This is a genomic window from Methanofollis sp., assembly GCF_028702905.1.
GTDB lineage: Archaea > Halobacteriota > Methanomicrobia > Methanomicrobiales > Methanofollaceae > Methanofollis.
Map to the genome: position 1 here is coordinate 1 of NZ_JAQVNX010000010.1, position 21022 is coordinate 21022.

Annotated in this window: 26 protein-coding genes; 19 read left to right on the top strand and 7 right to left on the bottom strand. The window is 61.4% G+C overall.

Annotated features, from left to right (window positions below):
- Positions 1 to 629: 629 nt before the first annotated feature.
- From PHP59_RS02350 to PHP59_RS02360, 3 genes are read left to right on the top strand one after another with little or no spacing between them, the layout of a single operon-like run.
- Positions 630 to 1445 (top strand): hypothetical protein, encoded by an 816-nt coding sequence (locus PHP59_RS02350; RefSeq protein WP_300163007.1) that lies wholly within the window; start codon positions 630 to 632, stop codon positions 1443 to 1445.
- On the top strand, positions 1442 to 2089 hold the full coding sequence (locus tag PHP59_RS02355) for a hypothetical protein (protein WP_300163010.1): 648 nt from the start codon (positions 1442 to 1444) through the stop codon (positions 2087 to 2089). Before PHP59_RS02350 ends, PHP59_RS02355 begins: the two co-directional genes overlap by 4 nt.
- Entirely contained in the window at positions 2079 to 3110 is a 1032-nt protein-coding gene (locus PHP59_RS02360; RefSeq protein WP_300163013.1) for a DUF4367 domain-containing protein, read from the top strand. The genes PHP59_RS02355 and PHP59_RS02360 overlap by 11 nt, the downstream gene beginning before the upstream one ends.
- A 6-nt stretch (positions 3111 to 3116) precedes the next feature.
- On the opposite strand, the gene PHP59_RS02365 is transcribed toward PHP59_RS02360, so the two are convergent.
- Positions 3117 to 3548 (bottom strand): winged helix-turn-helix transcriptional regulator, encoded by a 432-nt coding sequence (locus tag PHP59_RS02365; protein ID WP_300163016.1) that lies wholly within the window; start codon positions 3546 to 3548, stop codon positions 3117 to 3119.
- Between the two features lie 123 nt (positions 3549 to 3671).
- On the opposite strand from PHP59_RS02365, the gene groES reads away from it, so the two are divergent.
- From groES to PHP59_RS02425, 12 genes are all read left to right on the top strand, one after another.
- On the top strand, positions 3672 to 3947 hold the full coding sequence (gene groES / locus PHP59_RS02370) for a co-chaperone GroES (RefSeq protein WP_300163018.1): 276 nt from the start codon (positions 3672 to 3674) through the stop codon (positions 3945 to 3947).
- A 6-nt stretch (positions 3948 to 3953) separates the two neighbouring features.
- Positions 3954 to 5570 carry a chaperonin GroEL gene (gene groL / locus PHP59_RS02375; RefSeq protein ID WP_300163021.1) on the top strand — a complete coding sequence of 539 codons (1617 nt, stop codon included), beginning with the start codon at positions 3954 to 3956 and terminating at the stop codon, positions 5568 to 5570.
- A gap of 579 nt (positions 5571 to 6149) precedes the next feature.
- Entirely contained in the window at positions 6150 to 6488 is a 339-nt protein-coding gene (locus tag PHP59_RS02380; RefSeq protein WP_300163023.1) for a dihydroneopterin aldolase family protein, read from the top strand.
- Positions 6475 to 7305, top strand: coding sequence for a TatD family hydrolase (locus tag PHP59_RS02385; RefSeq protein WP_300163026.1), 831 nt, complete (start codon positions 6475 to 6477; stop codon positions 7303 to 7305). The genes PHP59_RS02380 and PHP59_RS02385 overlap by 14 nt, the downstream gene beginning before the upstream one ends.
- A 44-nt stretch (positions 7306 to 7349) precedes the next feature.
- The gene (locus PHP59_RS02390) at positions 7350 to 7640 is read left to right on the top strand and encodes a DUF424 family protein (RefSeq protein ID WP_300163029.1); all 291 of its coding nucleotides are present in this window, start codon (positions 7350 to 7352) and stop codon (positions 7638 to 7640) included.
- 2 nt (positions 7641 to 7642) lie between these two features.
- Complete coding sequence (locus tag PHP59_RS02395; RefSeq protein ID WP_300163032.1) at positions 7643 to 8686, top strand: 60S ribosomal export protein NMD3; 1044 nt, start codon at positions 7643 to 7645, stop codon at positions 8684 to 8686.
- Positions 8687 to 8688: 2 nt separating this feature from the next.
- A complete protein-coding gene (locus PHP59_RS02400; RefSeq protein WP_300163035.1) occupies positions 8689 to 9576 on the top strand; it encodes an SAM-dependent methyltransferase in 888 nt (295 codons plus the stop codon).
- Positions 9554 to 10690, top strand: coding sequence for a bifunctional phosphopantothenoylcysteine decarboxylase/phosphopantothenate--cysteine ligase CoaBC (coaBC, locus tag PHP59_RS02405; RefSeq protein WP_300163038.1), 1137 nt, complete (start codon positions 9554 to 9556; stop codon positions 10688 to 10690). The genes PHP59_RS02400 and coaBC overlap by 23 nt, the downstream gene beginning before the upstream one ends.
- Positions 10672 to 11532 carry a pantoate kinase gene (locus tag PHP59_RS02410; protein ID WP_300163041.1) on the top strand — a complete coding sequence of 287 codons (861 nt, stop codon included), beginning with the start codon at positions 10672 to 10674 and terminating at the stop codon, positions 11530 to 11532. The genes coaBC and PHP59_RS02410 overlap by 19 nt, the downstream gene beginning before the upstream one ends.
- Positions 11529 to 12275 carry a 4-phosphopantoate--beta-alanine ligase gene (locus PHP59_RS02415; RefSeq protein ID WP_300163045.1) on the top strand — a complete coding sequence of 249 codons (747 nt, stop codon included), beginning with the start codon at positions 11529 to 11531 and terminating at the stop codon, positions 12273 to 12275. The genes PHP59_RS02410 and PHP59_RS02415 overlap by 4 nt, the downstream gene beginning before the upstream one ends.
- A complete protein-coding gene (locus PHP59_RS02420; RefSeq protein WP_300163048.1) occupies positions 12262 to 13260 on the top strand; it encodes a replication protein C in 999 nt (332 codons plus the stop codon). Before PHP59_RS02415 ends, PHP59_RS02420 begins: the two co-directional genes overlap by 14 nt.
- A 17-nt stretch (positions 13261 to 13277) precedes the next feature.
- Positions 13278 to 13982 (top strand): methyltransferase domain-containing protein, encoded by a 705-nt coding sequence (locus PHP59_RS02425; RefSeq protein WP_366943708.1) that lies wholly within the window; start codon positions 13278 to 13280, stop codon positions 13980 to 13982.
- Positions 13983 to 14081: 99 nt separating this feature from the next.
- Here the strand turns inward: PHP59_RS02425 and PHP59_RS02430 are convergent, their stop codons facing one another.
- Entirely contained in the window at positions 14082 to 14210 is a 129-nt protein-coding gene (locus PHP59_RS02430; RefSeq protein WP_300163051.1) for a hypothetical protein, read from the bottom strand.
- Positions 14211 to 14524: 314 nt separating this feature from the next.
- On the opposite strand from PHP59_RS02430, the gene PHP59_RS02435 reads away from it, so the two are divergent.
- Entirely contained in the window at positions 14525 to 14767 is a 243-nt protein-coding gene (locus PHP59_RS02435) for a zinc ribbon domain-containing protein (RefSeq protein ID WP_300163054.1), read from the top strand.
- A 66-nt stretch (positions 14768 to 14833) separates the two neighbouring features.
- Here PHP59_RS02435 and PHP59_RS02440 read toward each other — a convergent pair whose 3' ends face one another.
- The 5 genes from PHP59_RS02440 to PHP59_RS02460 all read right to left on the bottom strand — a co-directional run bounded on the left by PHP59_RS02440 (position 14834) and on the right by PHP59_RS02460 (position 20123).
- Positions 14834 to 15988, bottom strand: coding sequence for a hypothetical protein (locus tag PHP59_RS02440; RefSeq protein ID WP_300163057.1), 1155 nt, complete (start codon positions 15986 to 15988; stop codon positions 14834 to 14836).
- A gap of 473 nt (positions 15989 to 16461) precedes the next feature.
- Positions 16462 to 17010: a winged helix-turn-helix domain-containing protein gene (locus tag PHP59_RS02445; protein WP_366943705.1), complete on the bottom strand. Its 549-nt coding sequence runs from the start codon at positions 17008 to 17010 to the stop codon at positions 16462 to 16464.
- Between the two features lie 37 nt (positions 17011 to 17047).
- Positions 17048 to 17374 (bottom strand): hypothetical protein, encoded by a 327-nt coding sequence (locus tag PHP59_RS02450; RefSeq protein WP_300163060.1) that lies wholly within the window; start codon positions 17372 to 17374, stop codon positions 17048 to 17050.
- A complete protein-coding gene (locus tag PHP59_RS02455) occupies positions 17367 to 18128 on the bottom strand; it encodes a hypothetical protein (RefSeq protein WP_300163063.1) in 762 nt (253 codons plus the stop codon). The genes PHP59_RS02450 and PHP59_RS02455 overlap by 8 nt, the downstream gene beginning before the upstream one ends.
- Positions 18129 to 18794: 666 nt before the next feature.
- Positions 18795 to 20123: an AIR synthase-related protein gene (locus PHP59_RS02460; protein WP_300163066.1), complete on the bottom strand. Its 1329-nt coding sequence runs from the start codon at positions 20121 to 20123 to the stop codon at positions 18795 to 18797.
- 135 nt (positions 20124 to 20258) lie between these two features.
- On the opposite strand from PHP59_RS02460, the gene PHP59_RS02465 reads away from it, so the two are divergent.
- The 3 genes from PHP59_RS02465 to PHP59_RS02475 all read left to right on the top strand — a co-directional run bounded on the left by PHP59_RS02465 (position 20259) and on the right by PHP59_RS02475 (position 21018).
- Complete coding sequence (locus tag PHP59_RS02465) at positions 20259 to 20495, top strand: type II toxin-antitoxin system HicB family antitoxin (RefSeq protein ID WP_300163068.1); 237 nt, start codon at positions 20259 to 20261, stop codon at positions 20493 to 20495.
- Positions 20492 to 20749, top strand: a complete 258-nt coding sequence (locus tag PHP59_RS02470; RefSeq protein ID WP_300163071.1) for a hypothetical protein — start codon at positions 20492 to 20494, stop codon at positions 20747 to 20749. The genes PHP59_RS02465 and PHP59_RS02470 overlap by 4 nt, the downstream gene beginning before the upstream one ends.
- A 143-nt stretch (positions 20750 to 20892) precedes the next feature.
- Positions 20893 to 21018, top strand: a complete 126-nt coding sequence (locus PHP59_RS02475) for a hypothetical protein (RefSeq protein ID WP_300163074.1) — start codon at positions 20893 to 20895, stop codon at positions 21016 to 21018.
- Positions 21019 to 21022 lie beyond the last annotated feature (4 nt).

Sequence of the window (21022 nt, forward strand, 5' to 3'; positions counted from 1 at the left end):
TCCTGTTTTCGGGGGTCCGGGGGCGTCAGTCCCCCGGTGGAGAATGGGGGGAAGGCGGGGGTTCGCACCCTTCGCCAGAGAATCCGGGGGAACATCTACCCGAGCATGAGATTTCTCCATAGCCAGACGAACACGAGTTCTGGGATAACCTCGGACAATACAGCAGTGAATGCCTATCAGGGACGGCATCTTTGGGATGATCGTGACAGATTTCTATTATACAAGAAGAGTGCCTGCCGCCGGGGACGTCCTGCTGGTGAGCGTCCCCCGAGAGGCCGGGCATATTCGTTCTGCACGCAGCCCGGCCTCTCGTCTGCTCGGAGACGATCGGGATGTTAGGTGTCGCCAGATATAACTGTTGCGATTCTTTTGCCTTCTTTCTGGGGCGAGGGGGATACATCGACCCGGGTATGGAAGAACGTCGTCAACTCCCCTCTCTGTCTCATCTCTTCCCTGTGCCTGTGTCCGCTTCCTGAGGTCCGGTTCCCCGTGAGAAGAGTCCTGGGTGTCGATAGATAGACGATCTGCACAGAAGACTTTTATAATCCCGTGCCGATGTCTCGCGTATGCGTGGCAGATCCGCAATCGCAAAGGTGTTGTCCCCCTGTACCCACGGCCGGGGGCACTGAGTGGAGCGGAGGATCCCCGCATGGGCGTCCGGTGCAGTCCTCGCCCTTGCCTCTCTCGGCTACCTCGTCTTTTTTGCAGGCGCTCTCCCTGCCGCCGCAGACCTCGCCCTCCTCGGCGGGGCCGGTGCGGCGGCGGTCCTCGCCGTGCTCGCATACAGGCAGGGACGACCGGTGCGCCTGATCGCCGTCTCCCTTGCCGTCGGTCTCCTCCTCTGCGTCGCCGCCTATTTCGGCGTCCTCCTCCTCGCCGCATGGCCGGAGGTGTACCCTGCTTCTGTCGCCTACACCGTCGCCGTGACCGGGCTTGCAGGCCGCACCGGCACCGGGGCCACGACTGTCCTCGTCCCCCTGCCGGTGACCGACGGGGAACTCCTCTATCCCGCGTCTTCTCTTGAAAACCAGACCTTCGGCGCCTGGACGACGGCGATCGCCGGGACAGACCGCGGCGAGATGCTCGCCTTCACCACCGGCGAGGAGGACCTCACCGACATCGACGCCGGGTTCTACCGTTTCGAGACCGGGATCAACGGGACGCACCGCCCCCTGCGGGAACACCTCTCGCCGGTCGTCGGGGAGGTCGACAGCGGTTACCTGACGGTGGTGGCGGTCGACGGCCTTGCGGCGCCGGTGCAGGTCTCCTTTGACCTCAGGCTCTCCACCGGCGGCGGCCTCTACCATGGCATGCCAGCGGACCGATACCTGACCGAAGCCGGTGAGACCGTGCCGGCAGGGGCCGGGCCGGTAACGGTGACGGCGACGGTGAGCAGATACCAACCCGGAGGGCCGGGCGAGAGCGGGGAGTGGGTGCCCGTATGATGAGGCCGGCGGCATTCGCGGTTGCCGTGGTTGTCGTGCTGGTCTATGGCGCTCTCCTCCTCCTCTTTGCCATAGCATCGGGGATCGGGCCCTCGGAGGGGGCCGCATCTCCGGGGGTCTCCCTCTCCGCCCTCTGGGAGGAGGCTATGGGCCGCCTCGACTGCGTGAATGAGACGACCGTCCTCTCCGGCCTGGAGATCAGAATGGACCGGGGCGTCCCTGAGATGGTCACCGTCAGGTTCCTGGGGCAGGACCGGGAGGGGACGCCGATGGGCTATGCGATCTCGTGGCGGCAGAACCCCGGCATGGAGACGTCCCTCTCTCCTGCCGCTCCCGCGGGCCCGGGTCTCCATCCCCTCATTCTCCTCAGCGCACTGGATGAACTCGACGCTCTCGATTACCAGATCCTGATCCGGGCCGGGCCGGAGCGGAAGGAGACAACCTATGACCTCGAAGTCGCCCTGCTGGAGAACGGGTCTTTTCTTGCCCTTGATTCTGTCGTATTTCCTGCGGAGACGACTGTCTGTCCGGTCACGTTCCTGAGGCAGGGCGACGCACGCCCCTTCCTCACCGCCTTTCTCCGTGACGACCTCCTGAAGGCGAAGACGTACGCGTTTACGGACGGTGACGGCCATGCGGCCTGAGTATCTGTTTCTCCTCCTCGTCCTGCCGGCGGTCCTTGTCGCGGGCTGCACGGGGGATACCACGCCCCCGGTGATCCCGGAGAACTGGTCTGCCGACGTCACGGTCGAGGGAGAGGGCGCTGCCGTCACCCTCGGCATGGTCACCGCCGGGGACGAACGCTTCCGTGTCACGTTCCCTGACGGCACCCTGATCACCGACGACGGCCGGCGCCTCTGGACTTCCGACCCGGTCGCGGGAGAGATCTCGGTGATCCTCTCAGAATACAGGGGCACCGTCCTGGACGAGCGTACCTGGCTGATCTGGAATGTCTTCAGAGCACGGAAAGTGCTTGAAGGTGCCTATGAGAAGGGAAACCTCACGTACAAAGGCATGGAAACAGAGGACGGCCGCACCGTCAGGGTCGTCGAGATCGCGGGGAACGAGTCACTCGGCGAGGCCCCGACCCGCTTCAGGGACCCGGTGTACCGGATCAGGGCGTCGGCAGATTCAGAAACCGGCGTCCTTGCCGGGGCAACCTTCTATGGCCGGGATGGGCGGGAACTGGCCAGGTTCACCTTCAGGGACATGGTCGCCGACCCGGAGGTCCCGCCCGGCACCTTCTCCTTCGTCCCGCCGCACGGGACAGAGGTGAGGCTGGCGCGGACCTTTGCCGTCACGCCGATGGTCTTCGTCGACCGCACGAAGATCCCCGAAGAGGTGCCGGTCCCCTCGTACCTCCCTCCCGGCTACGCCTTCCGCGAGGGGTACCTGCTGCCCGGCATGTATGCGGTTCTCACCTTCACGAACAGTGCCGGGGACATCCTTACCCTCGTTGCCCGGCCTGCCGACCTCCCTGACCCCGACCATCCCCGCGGCACGCCTGAAGAGGTGACGGCCGGGAATTTTTCCGGACGACTGTACCGGGGCGATGGGCCCGATGTCCTCGCCTGGACAGACGGGGAGACTTCCTTTAAGCTCACCGGCGTCGCCGGGGAGGACGAGATGGTGCGGGTCGCGGCGTCGGTCGAAGCCCTCTCCTGACCCCTATCAGTGCCGAACTATTTCTCTGTCGAGGACCTCCGCAATCACATGGAGTTCGTCGAAGATCCGGTCGGCGTCCTTCTTCATCTCCACGACTGCGGCCGCAAGACTCCCGCCCCGCAGGTAGATGAGTTTTTTTCTGCGGTACAGGAGGCCGGTGGCGACGAGGTTTCGCACGTGGTGGTTCACCCTCCCCGGCGTGATCGCAAGTCTCTCCGCGATCCTCGCCGACGAAACGCCGGGTTCCTCCGCGACTTCCTCCAGGATCTGGAGGACGACCCTCTCTGCCGTCGTGTCAAGGTCGCGCCCGTGAGTGAGGCCGAGACTCTCGCAGAACCACGAAAAGTCCTCTTCAGTCCCGTGTGCCGGCGGCCTTTCGACGGCCCTGAGGGAGATGCGCTGGTCGATCATGATGACACCCCGATGAACATGTACCATCCCGTTTGAACCGATATCATATATAGTGAATGGAAATCATTTCGACGGTGGCGAGATACACCTATATAGAACTGCAAACCATAGAAGTAGTAGATCCTGCAACAGGATCCCGGACATGATACAATGACAAAAATCCAGCCTATCGGTGAAAGAGTTCTCATTAAACCGGAGAAATTCGAGGAAAAGACCAAAACCGGGATTTATATCCCGGACTCTGCACAGGAAAAGCGGAAGGAAGGGACGGTCGTTGCCGTCGGCACCTTTGAGGACGGCCGCCCTCTCCCCGTCGCCGCCGGGGACCATGTCATCTACGGAGGCTATTCGGCCGAAGAGATCGAGATCGACGGCGAGAAGCACCTCTTTGTCGGGTGGAAAGACATTCTTGCGAAGGTGGAGTGAGCGTCTATGACATCATCAAGCAAACAGATCATGTTCAGGGAAGATGCGAGGAAGGCCCTCCTCGCCGGCGTCAACAAGGTCGCTGACACCGTCAAGATCACACTCGGCCCGAAGGGGCGCAACGTCGTCCTCGACCGGGGCAGCAGGCCCCTCGTCACCAACGACGGCGTGACCATCGCAAAGGAGATCACCCTCCGCGACCGCTTCGAGAATATGGGGGCGAAACTCGTGAAGGAAGTCGCCTCGAAGACCCAGGACACCACCGGCGACGGCACCACCACGGCGACGATCCTGGCGCAGGCGATGCTCGTCGAGGGGATGAAGAACATCGCCGCCGGCGCAAACCCCGTCGAGGTCAAGCGCGGCATCGACCGTGCCGTCGCCTCGGTCGTCGACGGCCTCAAGAAGCAGAGCATCCCGGTGAACGATAAGGAGAAGATCGTCCAGGTCGCCACCGTCTCCGCCAACAACGACGAGGAGATCGGCGCCCTCATCGCCGACGCCATGGAGAAGGTCGGCTACAACGGCGTCATCTCGGTCGAGAACTCGAAGACCCTGGAGACCACCCTCACTGTCGAGGAGGGCATGCAGTTCGCCCGCGGCTACATCTCGCCGTACATGGTCACCGACCAGGAACAGATGGTCTGCGAGTTCGAAGACCCGGCCGTCCTCATCACCGACCGGAAGATCTCGACTGTCAAGCAGATCGTCCCGGCCCTGGAGATGGCGGCGTCCGAGGGCAAGCCCCTCCTGATCATCGCCGACGACGTTGACGGCGACGCCCAGGCCGCCCTGATCCTCAATGTCATCCGCGGCGCCCTGAAAGTCTGCGCCGTGAAGGCACCCGGATTCGGCGAGGAGAAGAACGCTGTCCTCGACGATATCGCCGTGCTTACCGGTGCGACGGTCATCTCCGAGGCGAAGGGGCTGAAGCTCGAGGACTTCACCGACGATATGCTCGGCCATGCCCGGAACGTCAGGATCGACCACGACAAGACCGTGATCGTCGGCGGGAAGGGTGCGAAGTCTGCGATCGAGGAGAGGAAGGCGCTCCTTGAGTCCAGGATCAAGATCGCCGACACCGAGTACCGCACGAAGAACCTCCAGAAGCGTCTCGCCAAACTCGGCGGCGGCGTGGCCGTGATCAGGGTCGGGGCCGCGACCGAGACCGAGCAGAAGGAGACGAAGATGCGGATCGACGACGCCCTCAACGCCACCAAGGCGGCTGTCGAGGAAGGCGTCGTGGTGGGCGGCGGTGTCACCCTCTTCAGGGCGCAGAACGTGCTCGACGGCCTGAACCTCGAAGGAGACCAGACGATCGGTGCGAGCATCGTCAGGCGTGCCCTGGAAGAACCCCTCAGGCAGATCGCGGCGAACGCCGGTGTCGAGGGCGCCGAGATCGTCGCACGGGTCAGGGCCGAGAAGAACCCGAATGTCGGCTACAACGCGAAGAAGGACTGCATCGAAGACCTCGTCGCCGCCGGTGTCCTCGACCCGACAAAGGTCGTGCGGAGCGGTCTCCAGAACGCCGCCTCGATCGCGGGGATGCTCCTCACCACCGAAGCGGCCGTCACCGACTTCGACGACGAAAAGGACGAGAAGACCCGGGCCATCATCATCTGAAGGCCGGGTGACAGATATTCCTGTGCCGGGCGAGGGGGTCATCCCCCCGTCCCCGCCAGGATAGGGACGGGGTGACACTCTCTCTTCTCAGGATCTCTGTTCTTTCATTCCCCTCTCCACTCTTATGGAACGGCGGGTGACCGGCGTCCCCTTCATAGAAGGAATCAAGAAGGAGAAATCAACCTCACTCTGAGGGTCTCTCCAGAGCCAAAAGATCCTCCCTGTCCTTACAATCGCCATCCCTCAACCCGACGCTGGGGGCCACTCGAAAACCTTCGGTTTTCTCGAACTCGCTGCCGCTCGTTGCCCCCAGACCCCCTATTAGGATAGGGGCGGGATGGCAACCTCCGATCTCAGGATCTCGTGTTCGCCCTTCCCCAGCCCAATTCTGGTTCGGGTGTCCGGTGGCTGTGACCGAAGGGAACATGAGAAGACCATCAGGTCTTCGAGGTAGTCCCCCGATCTGTGTTTAGGGAAGGCGGAGGATCGGTATCCCCGCTCCACTCTCCGGAGACGGCGGTGGATCGACATCCTGCCCCGGTCGAAACCCTCATCCCCCCTCCCCTCCCACTCTCTTCCATGATTTCGGATCGTGAACAGGCGGTCTTCGAGGCCGGGATCAAACTCGGCGCCCTGTACCACCAGTGGGTCGGCACCCCGATCTCGCGGGCGACGGCGTCGAGCGTCGAGACGGCGATCGAGCAGGCCGTCGGCCTCCAGCCGTACGTGACTGCAATCAGGGTGCGGCTGAACCGCGACCTCATGACCGCGAACCCCTACGGCTACTCCGAACTCAGCGGGGCGATGTTCTCCGTGGAGATCACCACCGTCTACGGGAAGGCCCGGTGCGTCGCCGCCCTCGACTACACCGGTGCGTACCCCCTCATGTCCATCAGGTCCATCGATGAAACTCCCTGAAACCCCGATCACCGACGACCACATCCACTTCAACCCCCACCGGGGCCGGGGCGTGGAGGCGGCGAAGGACTTCAAGAGGGCCGGCGGGACGCACGTCTTCTACGTCTCCCTGCCCGCCTACTCCCTCGGCATCTGCCCGACGACCGCCGACGACTTCGCCGCCTCCTTCGAGGAGACCCTGCGGATCGCCGACCTCGTCAGGACAGGCGCCGGCATCACCGTCTTTCCCGTCCTCGGCGTCCACCCGATCGAGGTGCTGAAATACGCCGACCGCCTCGGCCTTCCCGCCGCCGAGTCCCTCGCCTGCTCCGGCCTCGACGTCGCCGCCCGCCTCGTTGCCGAAGGCCGGGCCGTCGGCCTCAAGAGCGGCCGCCCCCACTTCCCGGTCACCGGGGACGTCGCCGCCGCCTCAGAGAGAGTGCTCGTCCACGCCCTCGAACTCGCCGCCGACCTCGGGTGCGCCCTTCAGGTCCACGCCGAGAGCGGGCCGTGCGCCGACATCGTCGACCTCGCGAAAAAAGCCGGCATGGACCCCGGCCGGGTCGTCAAGCACTACGCCACCCCTGACACCCCCCTCATGCCCTCCTTCCTTGCAAAGCAGGACGGACTCGCCGCCATGGCGAGGGCGGGCCGGCGTTTCACCATGGAGACCGACTACATGGACGAAAACAGCAGGCCCGGCGCCGTCCTCGGCCCGAAATCCGTGCCGCGGGTCACACGCCACCTCCTTGAGACCGGCGCGATCACCGAAGACGACGCCTGGCGGATCCACGCCGAAACACCCGCCGCCGTGTATGGCGTCGAGATCACCCTCTGACTCCAGCCTCCCTTTTTTATCCGACCCCGTCTATAGAGTACATAATGTACCTCAAGATCCACCGGACACCCAGTAGCGAGGTGGTGGCGGTCTGTGACGACGACCTGCTCAACACCACCCTCCGCGAAGGTGATCTCTGCATCCAAATCAACGGGGATTTCTATGGGACGACGCACGCCACCGAGGAGGAGGTGCGTGCCGCCCTCAGACACGCCGCCAACGCAAACGTGATCGGAAAGGAATCTGTCGGCATCGCCGTCACAATGGGACTGATCTCCGAGAACACCTGCAGGACCATCTGCGGCGTCCCGCACGCCTTTATCATTGCGGTCTAGATATGGTCGAGATACTGCCAAGTGTCTGCCCCCGCTGTGGGAAGGAATCGATCGGGCTCTGTAATGAGTGCCGGGCTGTGGAAACCGCGTGGCTCGTCTGCGACAGCCGGGTGGAGAGCATCTACTGCCCGGTCTGCGACTCGCAGAAGCATGGGAAGACCTGGAGCGACACAATGGTCGACCGCGATACCCTCATCCGGGAACTCGCGGTCTCGGCCCTCCACCTCCACGCCGACCTGCGGGGATCGGAGATCGTCATCTCCTCCTATGACCCGAGCCCGAACAGGACAATCGCCCGTATGGAGGTCTCGAGCACCCTGTACGGCGTCCCGGTTTCGGGAGAATGTACGACGAAGATTGTCTGGCGCAAGGAGCAGTGCGACAGGTGCAACCGGATCAGCGGCGGTTACTACGAGGGGATCATCCAGGTGCGGGCGACCGACCGGAAGTTGAGCGGCCGTGAATTGGAGACCGCGACACGGATCGCCGAGCAGACCGAGGACGTCCTCCAGGAAGGGGGGGCCCGCCTCTCCTTTGTCTCGAAGATCGACGAGACGAAGGACGGCCTCGACATCGTCGTCGGCTCGAACCAGATGGGGCAGGCGATTGCAAGCGACATCACCGGCGCCCTCGGCGGTCGGCTCACCACCCACCCGAAACTCGTCGGCGAGAAGGACGGGAAGAGGCTCTTCAGGATCACGTTCCTTGTCCGCCTGCCGCGGTACCAGAAAGGAGACGTGGTCGTCCAGCGGGACCGGTACGTCGAGGTGCGCCAGACCGGGCACGGTCAGCTCCAGGTCTTCGACCTCCAGGACGGCGCGAACAGGTTCATCGCCGAAGATGAGGCAGAAAGGCTTGTCGGCAATGTCGGCGAGGCCGAGACCGCTCTTGTCGCGTACCTGTACGACGACATCGTCGGCATCCTGGACCCGAAGACGCAGGGCGCCGTGGAGTGCAGGGTCGTCCCCTGGCTGCACCCCGAGGAAGGCGGGACAGTCCTTGTGCTCCGCGACACCGAGACCAGACAGTTCATCCTTGTCGGATGAGCATGCGGGTGCGGAAGGTCTCCCCCGGTAAACTTGCTGCAGCAGTGCGGGAGGCGTGGGCCGACCCCGACCGCCGCCCCTATGTCGAGGGAGGCGTCGCGTATGTGCCGGTGCGTGATGGCTGGCCTGCCGATCTCGACCTCCCTGAGCGGCAGCCGTACAGCGGCCGCCCCTTCCAGATGATCGGCGACACCGCCGTCCTCCATGGCGCCCGCCCGACCCCTGCCGAACTGGATGAGATCCTTGCCTGGCGTCGCCCTGCTTGCGTCCTCTGCCTGAGGACGATCGACGGGGTACGGCGTCTCCCCGGCGTCGAGGTGCTCTATGGCAAGCCCCACCCTGTCTGCCACCACGAGAACGGCCTCTGGTACTGGCTCAACCCCGCGGAGGTGATGTTCGCGCAGGGGAACCTGGAGGAACGCGCCCGCATGGGGAGGGCGGTGCGGCCTGGCGAGAGGGTGGCAGACATGTTTGCGGGGATCGGCTACTTCACCCTCCCGATGGCCGCAGCCGGAGCGTCGGTGCATGCGCTGGAGATCAACCCGGTCTCTTTCGGCTACCTGAGACGGAACGTGGAGGAGAACGGTCTGGATGGGCTGGTCAGGCCCGAGTGCGGCGACTGCCGCGACCTCCTCTCCGGCACCTATGATCGGATCGTGATGGGCCATTTCGAGGCCCCGTCCTTCCTCCCCGACGCCCTGGCTCATGCCGGGCCGGGCACTGTCCTCCACCTCCACGCCCTCGGTGACGCCGGTGCCGCTATCGACAATGCAACTGCTGCGGCCGGATTTTCTGCAGCGGTCGCCACCCGCAAAGTAAAGAAATATGGGCCGCATATATGGCATGTCGTACATGACGTGGTGCTCGATGAGCGGCGGACGAAGGCTTGAAGGAAAAACGGTTGTTCTGGCGGTAACAGGCAGCATCGCGGTTGTCGAGACGGTGCGGCTCGCCCACGAACTCCGGCGGCGGGGTGCGGTTGTGCAGGCCGTCATGAGCGCGGCGGCCTGCGGGATCGTCCACCCCGACGCCCTCACCTATGCCACAGGCCGGGAGGCGATCACCCGGTGCACCGGCATGGTCGAGCACGTCCTCTACTGCGGAGAAGGGGGATGCGCCGACCTCCTCCTCGTTGCCCCGTGCACCGCGAACACGATCGGAAAGATTGCCCACGGCATCGACGACACGCCTGTCACCACCTTTGCGACGACGGCCCTTGGTCGGGGTATGCCGGTGGTCGTCGTGCCCGCGATGCACGAGTCGATGTACCGCCATCCCGGCGTCGTCGAGAACCTGGCAAAACTGGAGTCCTGGGGAATCGACGTAGTCCCACCGCGGATAGAGGAGGGGAAAGCGAAGATCGCCGGTATCGAGGAGATCGCCCTCAACGTGGAGCGCGCCCTCCTTGGTCGTCCCCTTGCCGGAAAACGCGTGGTGATCACGAGCGGCGCCTGCGCCGAACCCGTGGACGACGTGCGGGTGCTCACCACCCGCTCCACCGGGCAGATGGGCCGGGCCCTGGCCCTGGAGGCCTACCGCCTCGGGGCGGCGGTGACAGTCGTCCATGCGGGACACGTCCCCTGCGTCGAGAATGTGCATGCGGAGACGGCAGGCGAGATGATGGAGGCGGTGCTCGCCGCGGTCGGAAAGGGTGCCGACTACTATCTCTCGGCGGCGGCGATCTCCGACTTCGCCCCGGCGAGGGCGACAGGAAAGATACCGAGTGGTGCTCCTGTGGAGATCGGCCTCCGTCCCCTCCCCAAGGTGCTCGACGCCGTCCTCCGAATTTTTTCCGGGACGGTCGTCGCCTTCAAACTCGGGTGGGACGAGGAGGCAAGGGCCGCGGCGATGCTCGACGCCGGCGTCGCCATGGTCGTTGTGAATACACCGCCGGTGATGGGGGCCGCGGGCGGGGAGTTTGTGCTTATGAAATCGGATTCGAGGAGAACTGTTACAGGAACGAAGGAGGAGGTGGCAGAGGCGATATGGTCCGCACTGCTGTAGCCTTTTCGCCCGGGCACATCTCGGGATATTTCAGGAAGGTTGCCGGGGAGACGCCGGAGACGACAGGCAGCCTTGGCGCCGGTCTCGTCATCGACGAGGGCGTGAGGGCCGAGGCCTCGGCCGCCGCCGCGCCGGAGGTGGTGGTCAGGTGCCTCGGCGCCCACGGTGAGGTCATATCCGAATCCGCTGGTTCTGCCCCGCTCGAATATGTGATGCATGAACTCGGGGTGACGGCGAGGGTGGAGACCGCTTGCCGTCTCCCGATCGGCGCCGGCTTCGGCCTCTCCGCGGCCGCTCTCCTCTCCTCGATCACCGCCCTCGACGCCCTCTTCGACCTCGGCATGGACAGGGCCGGGATCGCCGCCCTCGCCCACCGCACCGAGGTCGTCCACAACACCGGCCTCGGCGACGTCGCCGCGTGCCAGGGCGGCGGACTTGTCTGCAGGCAGACGCCGGGCACGACCGGGGCGATCACCAGGGTCCCTCTCGACGGGACGTTCTGGGCCCTCTCCTTCGGCCCCCTGCCGACGCCCGAGGTGCTCGGCTCGGCCGAAAGGCTGGCACAGGTCGCCGCCGCCTGTCCGGCCAGGTGCCCGGCCGACCTCGCCGACTTTTTCCGTCTCTCCCGCTCCTTTGCCGAGAAGAGCGGCCTTATCCCGCCTGAAGTGCGGGCGGCACTTGCGGCGTGCGACGCCGCGGGCGTACCCGCAAGCATGACCATGCTCGGCCTCGGCGTCTTTGCCGCCGGGGAGGAGGCGGGCGAGGTGCTCGCCGCATTCGGCGACACGATCCCCCTCGGGGTGGCACGCGAGGGTTTCCGCCTCCTGGAGGTGCGGCCATGACGACCATCCCGAAAGACCACCCGCGGTATGCGGCCCTCCTCGTCCGCGACCGCCTTGCCGCGGCTATGCGTGAGGGCGTCCTCGCCCCGGAGGGCCTGATCGCCCAGGGCCGCGGCGAGGCCTTCGACTATCTCCTCGGCGAAAAGACGACGGAAAGCGCCGCCCGCGCCGAGAGGGCCGCCGCGGCGATGCTCCTCTCGGCCCGCCGCCCGGTCATCTCGGTGAACGGGAACACGGCCGCCCTCTGTGCCCACCAGATCGCCGCCCTCCAGAAGGCGAGCGGTGCGGCCGTCGAGGTGAACCTCTTCCACAGGACAGAGGAGAGGATGGAAAAGATCATCGCCCTCCTCCGGTCCCACGGCGTTGACGTCCTCACCGGCACGTCGGAACGCCTCATCCCCCTCGCCCACGACCGGGCCCTCTGCCTCCGCGACGGCATCGGGGCCGCGGACCTGGTCCTCGTCCCCCTGGAGGACGGCGACAGGTGCGAGGCCCTGAGGGCGATGGGCAAGGACGTCATCGCCATCGACTTAAACCCCCTCTCGCGGACGGCGCGGACCGCGACCCTCGCGGTCGTCGACGAGGTGACGCGGGCAGTCCCCGCGATCACCGCCCACTGCCGCGACCTCTCCGCCGACGAGGCCCGGAGGATCGCCGCGTCCGTCGACGCCACCGCCTTCCTGAAGGAGGCGCTTGCCGGGATGATCCGGCACCTTGAGGTGATCAACGATGCTCTGGAGTGAAAAATACCGGCCGACCGAGTTCTCCGGCATCCTCGGGCAGGAGAGCGTGGTGCGGACCCTGGAATCGTCGGCTGAGGCCGGGAACGTCCCCCACCTCCTCGTCGTCGGCAGGCCCGGCACCGGGAAGAGCGTCGCCGTCGAGGCCCTTGCACGGCGTCTCTACGGCACGCACTGGCAGGAGAACATGACGGTCTTTCCCACCGCCGATATCTTCGAGCAGGGCAGGAAGTACCTGGAGGCCGAAGAGCGCTTTGTGCGTCTCTACCGGAAGGACGAGAGCGTCCTCTCGAACTTCAAGCACATCGTGAAGTGGTACGCCGGGATCAGGCCGCTCGACGCGGTGTTCAGGCTGGTGGTCTTCGAAGGGGCGGCCGCGCTGACCAGGGAAGCCCAGCAGGGGCTCCGCCGGCTCATGGAGCGCTACTCGGGGACGTGCCGGTTTGTCTTCCTCACGACGAACGGGAGCGCGATCATCCCGGCGATCGCATCCCGCTGTCTCCCCCTCAGCTTCGGCCCTGTCCCCGACCCCCTGGTCAGGCGGCGTCTCGAAGAGATCCTGAAGACCGAAGGCGTCCCTGCCGGGAAAGTCTCGGCCGACGACCTCGACCTCATCGTCCCGGCGGCGGCCGGCGACCTGCGGCGTGCGATCCTCCTCCTCCAGCTCTCCGCGGAGTCCGGGGGACACGTCGACCTCGCCGATACGGCCGCGTCCGAGACCGAGAACGTCGCGGCCTCGGCCTTCGGGGCGCTGATGAAGGGCGACCTTGCCGGGGCGAAGGCACGCACCGAGGCGCTGCTCATTGATTACGGCCTGACCGGTGAAGAAACGGTCAGGGAACTTTCACGGGCGGCCGACCGCACCTATAATGACCCGCGGATCGCCGTCGCCCTTGCCGATGCCGACCTCCTGATCAGGAGAGGCGGCAATGAATTTATCCAGATCAATGCCCTTCTTGCACGAATTTCACAGGAGGTGTTCTCCTGAAGCGCGATTATGAGAAGATTCAGAAACACTATGATGGTGTGGCCGAGATCTATGACAGCCGCTATGGCGGCGACGTCGGGAACCGGTACCACGGCCATATCAGGGACCACGTGATGAACTGCCTCCCGAAGGGAGGCGCTCTCCTCGATCTCGGTTGCGGGACAGGCCTGTTTATGCAGCACTACCTCACCGCCGGCGGCGGGACGGCGGTGGGGCTCGACCTCTCGCCTGAGATGGTGAAGGCGGCACGCCACCAGAACCACCTCGACGATGTCGTGGCAGGGACGGCCGACCGTCTTCCTTTCAGGGACGCGTCCTTCGATGCGGTGTCGAGCATCCTTGCCTTCAGTTACGTGCCCGACCCGGAGGCGATGCTCTCCGAGGCGTACCGCGTCCTCCGGCCGGGCGGCCGTATCGCGATCTGCACCCTCGGCCACAATGTCTTCACCTCGATCCTCCCCGCGATCTACCGTCTCGGCGAGAAAGCGCACTGGGGCCGGATCGGGGTCGGGAGCTTTGGCGAGCACTACTACTCAGAAGAGCAGATGCGTGAACTCCTTATGGCGGCCGGGTTTACCGATCTGAAGGTTCACCGCTGCTCCTTCGCCCACGTCAACATGAAAAAGCCCATCTTCGATGTCGTCAGGAAGGCGGAGCCCTTTGTCGAGAAAAAACTCTCGTACCTCGCCTTCAATGTCTGCGCGAGCGGGAAGAAAGAGTGATAATTTTTTTGATTCTGGTATGAAGAAGAGTCCGGGGATGATCCCTCATCCCCGGACCTGTGACCCCGTTGAGAAACAGAAAATGTTTTTTTTCCGTGCTCACTTCTTGCCCTTGCCCGACTTCGTGGCCTTGTTGTTCGGGTTGAGCTGATTTGCTTTGTTGTCCGCTGCCGCTTTCTGCGCCGGGTTGTTGGGATTCTTCGCATCCGCACGCTGGTTCTTCGCCATACAATCTCCTGCATGTCCTGGCAGTATATATTTCTTCGGAAATTATCCCCGGAAAAGTGCCCGTGAATATGCTCGTTCAGGGGTGGCGTGAAAAACAGGGGGCAGCGGAACCCGGAAAAACCCTCCCGCACGGCGGGGGGATGCGCGGGCCTGCTGGGGTGATCAAGGCTTCTGCTCTCCATGAGTGATACCTGCGTAGGATCAGGGCAGGATAGAGGATCTGTGCTTATTTTCCTGGACCTGAATACTTCCCCTCTAAATAACGCGGAATGATAGGCAGAGCCAATTTATCTTGTGGGGTAAAGGGGCAGAGCGTGAAGACTCTCCTGAAGATCGGGAGATTCGATCCCTCCTCGAAGATCTGTAGCAAATGTGGGTATCTCAAGCAGGATCTCACGCTTTCAGACAGAGAATGGATCTGTCCGGACTGTGGTACTCGTCACGACCGCGACATCAACGCGGCGATCAATATCAAGAAGTTTGCCCTGCAAGAGCAGAACCTTGTGGGGGTAGCAGGTGCGGGACGCGCCGTCGAGCCTGTGGACTCACCTCAATAGAGGGAGGATGAAGCAGGAAGCCCCGGTCTTCAGGCCGGGGTAGTTCACTAGGGGATATGAATTTTCTCAACTGGTTAAGGGCAGGACACTCAGTTCTGTTTCCACCCCGGATACCGGTGAAAAATACTCTTCGCCATTAAAACTACCCGAAAGAATTCCCACAATTATCCTATCGTGGTCGGACTCAACGTGATAAACCGGTGATCCACTGTCTCCAGGCTCAGCAGTGTATGAAGCGAAGTACTGATCATACAAGTAACGCTGTGTAGATGGATGGAATACAAGACCCTTTCTTTGGACTTCTCCTGATGTCGTGCCCGTTGTTCTTCCTGATTTGAAAACAGTTAAGCCTTCCCAGGGTTCATCATAATATCCTTTTACAGTCTGATCCACACCCTGCGAGTGAATTTTTGCTGCAACATTGCTGTATGGCACCCAGGCTGCATCAGCATAAGAAGATGAATATGGCCATCCTGTATCCGCACCTACAGACCCACAAGAATTTGAAGAACCAGTCGTCGGTTGATAGACATTTTCTCCACTCCCATCCGAACAATGCGCTGAAATAACATAACCCCGCGTGCCAGAAGAGGTCTGTGCAGCCCACCCGAGTGTTGAGGTTGCCGTCAAACTCCCTAAGAATGTCTGGATTTGTATGCCTCCAATTAATGGTCGAAATCTGTCACTTGCGCTGTGGAGGACAAGACTGTCCGGACGGACATGGACACTCGTGAATTTTACGGGGATACTCTCAAAGCCTGCATTTCTCCCCTTTTTGTCGAGGATTTCGTACAGTTCCTCCATGGTGGCGGTAATGTTATCTTCGGGCCAGTCTTCCGGAATACCCACATCGATGTATCCTTCGACGTCATGTCCATAGTTGATAACCGGTCCCCTGGGATACAGGCGAGGTTTTGCAAAAGAATAGAAGGTGTCGTCGGTAAAGTTATCCAACGTACTATACCATGAGATCCAGGGGTGTGAGGTCTTTGTATCGCTGAAGTCCGGAAGACTTCCATAAATACCCAGAATTTTTTCATGGGATCTCAGTTCCTCAATGACATCAGCACGTTCTTCAGGTGTCAGATCTGTACGTTCATCTACGTAGTTCTGTTCACTGTCATTCTGTTGCGCTGCGGCAGGTCCCACAAATGCCGGGACCAGCAAGGCCAGGATAAGCAGGACCGACAGAATTCCGGTTAATCTTTTCATTTTCTTCACCTCTGCAATTTTTGTTCCGGGATGCCAAACTCAAAAAGGATGATTTCCCTTTAGAGTGGGGAAATACTCCCTATGGGGGGGTTTAGTGCCGGGAACATCTCATCGATAATTCTCGGCATCGCATGGAGACAAAATCCCGAATTTTGCATCACCACCACTAAATATGGCGCATAATATATTTGTGGTTTCTGAGCAGATCGTTTATCTGTCAGGAGGTGGAGGTGCGAACTCTTGCGGGAGATTTCAGGAGAATGATCAGGGGGCCGTCGCCATCGAACATTCAACATCTCTCCAGAGTTGATTTTTCAATGTCGTTGTTGCAGCCTTTCGCCAATCAAGGGACAAAGGATAATAATTCTGGAGAGTTCCTCGATCACAATTTTGAACTGCTTTCATAGTATTGGCCGGATCTGTTCTTGATTCTCCAGAGACCTCTGGGTGCGGTCCTGTGTGCAAACCCTATCCCCGTCTTCCTAATCACCGATCGGGATAAAGTCAGACCGTGACATCAAAAGGAACACGGCAAGAACAAAGAGCAACGATCCTGTCGCAAGGAGCATGAGACCTGTCGTAAAGAGAGATGAAGCGGCAAGAGATCCCAGAGCGACACCGGCCTCAGGAGACGGAAGATTGCTGAGAATATCGGCACTAAGTGCGACGAACCCGCATGCCGCCATCCCGAGTGCGGTGGTGAGGATGATCTTCACCTGCTGTATTTTCGATGGATGCAGGAGCGCATACCCTTTATACGATATCTCATAATAAACCCACTTGTGATCGTTTTCTTTGCGCCTTACGAGGTTTGATGCAAGCATTTTTGCAAGGTGGGTGTAGGCAGAGGACTTCGGGATATTGAGGATTTTTGAAATCTCGGAGACTGTCATAGGGCGTGCTTCGAGATTTTTCAGGATAGATATGCGAGTCTCGGACGATAGTGCTTCAAATGTGGTGATGTCCAGGAGAATCTCATCTGACAATAGTATGCCTCGATCTGTTCGATTAAACCTGCTCTGCATATACATTTTGCGAAATAATCCCTAATGTCTGAGAAAATATCTGTCATGGGTGTCTGCCCGAGAAGATATCGAGAACGAGACCTGCGATACCGCCGATGAACGCACCTATGACGGGGTAGAGAATGTTGTTAATGATGAACGGGATATGCATTCCCGGCATGAACAGGTCTACAGATGCATAGAAGATCTCGACAGAGCGTGTGATAGGTAGCGCGAGGAAGTACCCCCCTTCCGAAAATGGCGACGGACCCATAATAAAGAAGTCAAGCCATATGACTCCCAGAAAACCCCAAAGGGCACCCAGAAGCACCCCTGTCTGCGGGAGCGTCATTTCCCGCAGTTCAAAAAGAAGAGAGAGGAGTTTATCCATCGATGGCACTCACACAGAGAACTTCGGAGGCATTTGCACCATCTGTTCCGTAGAAGATCCATGCCGGGGTGAGATACTCCTGGGTTATGTCTGGTTCTTCAGCATAATAGCCCAGCGTGACCCGGTTGATCTCGATAGTTCCTGTCAGCGATAGTGGTCTGTTGATGGTTTCTCCCTTCCTGAGTTTTTCGAGCGCAGCACCCGCAGTGATGAGCGGGACATTTTCAGCCTTTTCTACCGTCCGCCATATCTTCTGGACATGGAGCACCTTGCCATTTTCACCGAGATCGACGATGATCTCTGCCCCGGGCCCGACAACAGGCATACCGTCCAGTTCCTGCCCGAAGATTATGTGCACCCACATGGGTGTTTTTCTGGTCTCTTCAAGACTCGTCGTGTTATACTCTCGAAGATATATCGTTTCCGCGTGGGTAACGACGGCATCGTCGGGGATGCCGCTGTATGCACCAAGAATTTTCTCTGCAATGATCAGACCTTCCTGCTCGGTCGGCAGGTTTTCTCTTGCTGCCATAATGTTGGGTTCCTTGATATCCTGGAAGGTCTCGCAGTCGATCACTCTATACTTCGGCGCTGTTTCGGGGCCGGAGGGGAGGGCGCTCGTCATCACGATATTCAGATCCTGTCCCTGAAGTGACTCTGCAGGATGCAAACTCGAATGGGCTAACTCCGCAAAGAGACCGAGGCCCACGCTGCATACGATGATTCCAAAGATTAAAACTCCCAGATACTTCATGTTTCATCTCCTCCCTAGCATGCCCAAGAACTGTAATACCCATTGTTGTCATCCGGATCCTCGTCAGGCTCAAGATGACCCTGCCCCGGCAACTGATCGCTTGTCATTTGCAGCTGGGTGTCGGCGATGGCAACTGCCGTCACAGAAGATCCGAACGAGTTAACCGTGCTGTAATACCACGCGCTTGACATGCAGTAATCGTTATCAATCGCGTATGATCCATTCACATCACCATTTGCTGATATTTCCCACCACTCATCCTATTCCGGAAGATATTACGACAAATATCGGGCACAATCGCAACTTGAATGGCGTGTTCCCAATTTTGGCTTCTTAGTGGGCAAATAGAGAGTATCCACATACGCAGAAAAGCATACTTAAAATGTTCGCTTATTTCGAACAAAAGAGATCGAGTTATATCCTCCTTCGGCCCTGGAGAATCCCTCTGGTGGATGTGTCCTCCAGGTTCTCTGAGAGGATGTGCGGACCCTTGCCTTCCCCTCTGGCCCGCCGCGGGACTACTCAGGGAAGCCTAATGGCTCTCTCCTGCTCACTTCGTTCGCACAGCGAAGACCTGAAGAACCTCTTAAGTTAGTTAGTGCTCGTTGCCCCCAATGGAACCGAAGAAGAGTGGACGGGAAACTCCGAAGAGGAAGGGGGTACCCTTCACTCGCTCTTCCTGAGCCGTGCGAGAATCCGCATCTTCTTTTCTATCGCCGCATCTGCGGCGGCCCTGACCTTTTCCTTCATCTCGTCGAAGTCGCGCGGTTCGGTGTCCACGACCTTCTTGACAGGGGTGTAGGCCGACTCGCGGAAGCGTGGCTGGAAGTCGTGCTCTTCGCTGCCGGAGACAAGGACCGAGGCGGCCGGCCCCTCCTCGACATGGCCCATCTGCTCGATCGGTACGCCGGCCGAGCGGACGACGGTCATGACCTCCTCCGCGTACTCGGGGGGCACGACGATGAGGAGGGCGTCGAGGGAGACGCCGAGGTAGTCGATCTTGAGGGCGTCGAGCATTGCGAGCACCTTCGGCTCGACAAGTTTCCTGAGGTTCGCCTCGTCGACGACGATCCGGCAGTCCGCGGTCTCGGCCATCTCGTAGACGTCGCCCCGCAGTCCCCCGTTGGTGACGTCGGTCATGGTGTGGATATGGTTGAGGACCGGGCTTTTCAGGAGGACCTCGCAGGCCTTGAGGAAGTGGAGGTTGATCGTCTCCTCGACGACCTCCGGGTAACCGGAGTACAGCGCCGTGGTGGCGATGGTGCCGCCGCCCGCGCCCGCGGTCATGAGGAGGACGTCGCCGGCCCGCGTCTCCTTCCGGGCGGTGAGGTGGTCGGCGACGCCGACGGCCCCGACGCACCCGGTCATCCGGTCGCCGAGGACCATGTCCCCGCCGATGCGGAGGGTCGAACCCGTGACGAGCGGGACATTCATCGCCTCGGCGACGGCGGCGATACCTGCGGTGTAGTCGAAGATCTTGGCCACGTCGCCGTCGTCCGCCACATGGATGTCGGAGAGGAGGGCGACGGGTTTTGCCCCCATCACGTAGGCGTCACGCAGGGTCGCCCGCGTCACGTGGAAACCGGCCAGGAAGGGGAAGTCGGAGAGGCGGGAGTGCATGCCGTCGACGGTGGTGATAATATATTTCCCGTTCGCGGATACGGCCCCCGCGTCGTCCATCTCGTCGACGCCGACTGCGGCCGTCGCCTTCCCGATGATGCGCGGGAACTGCCGGTGGGCAAAAAAGTCGCCCTTCCCGCGGGACCCGACACCGAACTCCCCCATGGTGACGCCGGCATGCTCGAAGACAAAGAGGTCGCCGGCGAGGCCGGTGGTATTTTTCACCTCTTCGAGGACGGCTTTTGCGAATGTCTCCGCATATTCCGGGGAAGCGTCTGTCTTGATCCTGAGGATCTCACATTTGAGGGCTGCGACGACGTCGTCTTCGCCCCTGCCCGCAGAGAGTTCCCTGCGGACAAATCCCTCTATATCCATAGAAAAAGATCGACGGGATCGGTGTTAAAGGCAGTGATGAGTGTCCTCCCCGGTGGCCTGCACGAGGATTCATATTTCTGGAGCGCAAGGAGGGGTGGGCGTGCAGCGTCGCCCGGAACGGGGGGAGTACGAAGTATGAGAAAATATACACTGACTGCGGCGCTCTGGGAAGAGGAGAGGGTCTATGTCTCGAAATGCCCGGAGATCGGTGTGGCCAGTTGCGGGGACACGCCTGACGAGGCCCTGGCCCACCTCAAGGAGGCGGTTGAGTTGTATCTGGAGAATGCGCAGGCGCTCGGTATGATGGAGGACATCGCCCCGGCGCTGCGGTCGCCGCGGAAGTTTGCGGCGACCTTCGAGGTGATCGAGTGACGCGGCTCCCCGTCCTCTCCTCGGATGCGGTCCTCAGGGCGCTGAAGAGGGCGGGCTTCGACTATGCGCCGCGGCGGAGCAAAGGGCACCAGGTCGCCCTGTACCGCGTCGACGAGAACGGTCGCCCCCTTCTTGTGATCCTGCCGAAGAGGAGTGTCCTGCCGGTGGGGACGCTCCTCTGCGTCCTGCAACAGGCGAACCTGCACAAAGAGCGTTTCGTCCTCTTTGTCGGCGAGGCCGCGCCGGCGTTGTGAGGGCCGTCATGCCCTTTTGACACGCCGGCGCAGTCTCCGTATGTCTCAACCAATGTTTGTGGGCTGCGAGAAGGAAAGGCAATTTCTCATCGGGCGGCCCCCGGGATCAACCACTGTCCCCCTCTTTTCCCCGGACTTCGACGATGCGTGACCGGTATTGTGCGGCAAAAAAGAACGGCCTCTCTCCTGTGAGTTTTGATGCGGATTTCGACCTGACGCCCGGGGGGAGAAGGGAACCCGGCATCGACGGCATGGTGAGGAGTGTCTGATCCC

Coding starts and splice junctions, on each gene's coding strand:
- PHP59_RS02355 (WP_300163010.1), top strand. CDS start 1,442: ATGATGAGGCCGGCGGCATTCGCGGTTGCCGTGGTTGTCGTGCTGGTC.
- PHP59_RS02360 (WP_300163013.1), top strand. CDS start 2,079: ATGCGGCCTGAGTATCTGTTTCTCCTCCTCGTCCTGCCGGCGGTCCTT.
- PHP59_RS02365 (WP_300163016.1), bottom strand. CDS start 3,548: ATGGTACATGTTCATCGGGGTGTCATCATGATCGACCAGCGCATCTCC.
- groES (WP_300163018.1), top strand. CDS start 3,672: ATGACAAAAATCCAGCCTATCGGTGAAAGAGTTCTCATTAAACCGGAG.
- groL (WP_300163021.1), top strand. CDS start 3,954: ATGACATCATCAAGCAAACAGATCATGTTCAGGGAAGATGCGAGGAAG.
- PHP59_RS02380 (WP_300163023.1), top strand. CDS start 6,150: ATGATTTCGGATCGTGAACAGGCGGTCTTCGAGGCCGGGATCAAACTC.
- PHP59_RS02385 (WP_300163026.1), top strand. CDS start 6,475: ATGAAACTCCCTGAAACCCCGATCACCGACGACCACATCCACTTCAAC.
- PHP59_RS02390 (WP_300163029.1), top strand. CDS start 7,350: ATGTACCTCAAGATCCACCGGACACCCAGTAGCGAGGTGGTGGCGGTC.
- PHP59_RS02395 (WP_300163032.1), top strand. CDS start 7,643: ATGGTCGAGATACTGCCAAGTGTCTGCCCCCGCTGTGGGAAGGAATCG.
- PHP59_RS02400 (WP_300163035.1), top strand. CDS start 8,689: ATGCGGGTGCGGAAGGTCTCCCCCGGTAAACTTGCTGCAGCAGTGCGG.
- coaBC (WP_300163038.1), top strand. CDS start 9,554: ATGAGCGGCGGACGAAGGCTTGAAGGAAAAACGGTTGTTCTGGCGGTA.
- PHP59_RS02410 (WP_300163041.1), top strand. CDS start 10,672: ATGGTCCGCACTGCTGTAGCCTTTTCGCCCGGGCACATCTCGGGATAT.
- PHP59_RS02415 (WP_300163045.1), top strand. CDS start 11,529: ATGACGACCATCCCGAAAGACCACCCGCGGTATGCGGCCCTCCTCGTC.
- PHP59_RS02420 (WP_300163048.1), top strand. CDS start 12,262: ATGCTCTGGAGTGAAAAATACCGGCCGACCGAGTTCTCCGGCATCCTC.
- PHP59_RS02430 (WP_300163051.1), bottom strand. CDS start 14,210: ATGGCGAAGAACCAGCGTGCGGATGCGAAGAATCCCAACAACCCGGCG.
- PHP59_RS02445 (WP_366943705.1), bottom strand. CDS start 17,010: ATGTATATGCAGAGCAGGTTTAATCGAACAGATCGAGGCATACTATTG.
- PHP59_RS02450 (WP_300163060.1), bottom strand. CDS start 17,374: ATGGATAAACTCCTCTCTCTTCTTTTTGAACTGCGGGAAATGACGCTC.
- PHP59_RS02455 (WP_300163063.1), bottom strand. CDS start 18,128: ATGAAGTATCTGGGAGTTTTAATCTTTGGAATCATCGTATGCAGCGTG.
- PHP59_RS02460 (WP_300163066.1), bottom strand. CDS start 20,123: ATGGATATAGAGGGATTTGTCCGCAGGGAACTCTCTGCGGGCAGGGGC.
- PHP59_RS02465 (WP_300163068.1), top strand. CDS start 20,259: ATGAGAAAATATACACTGACTGCGGCGCTCTGGGAAGAGGAGAGGGTC.
- PHP59_RS02475 (WP_300163074.1), top strand. CDS start 20,893: ATGCGTGACCGGTATTGTGCGGCAAAAAAGAACGGCCTCTCTCCTGTG.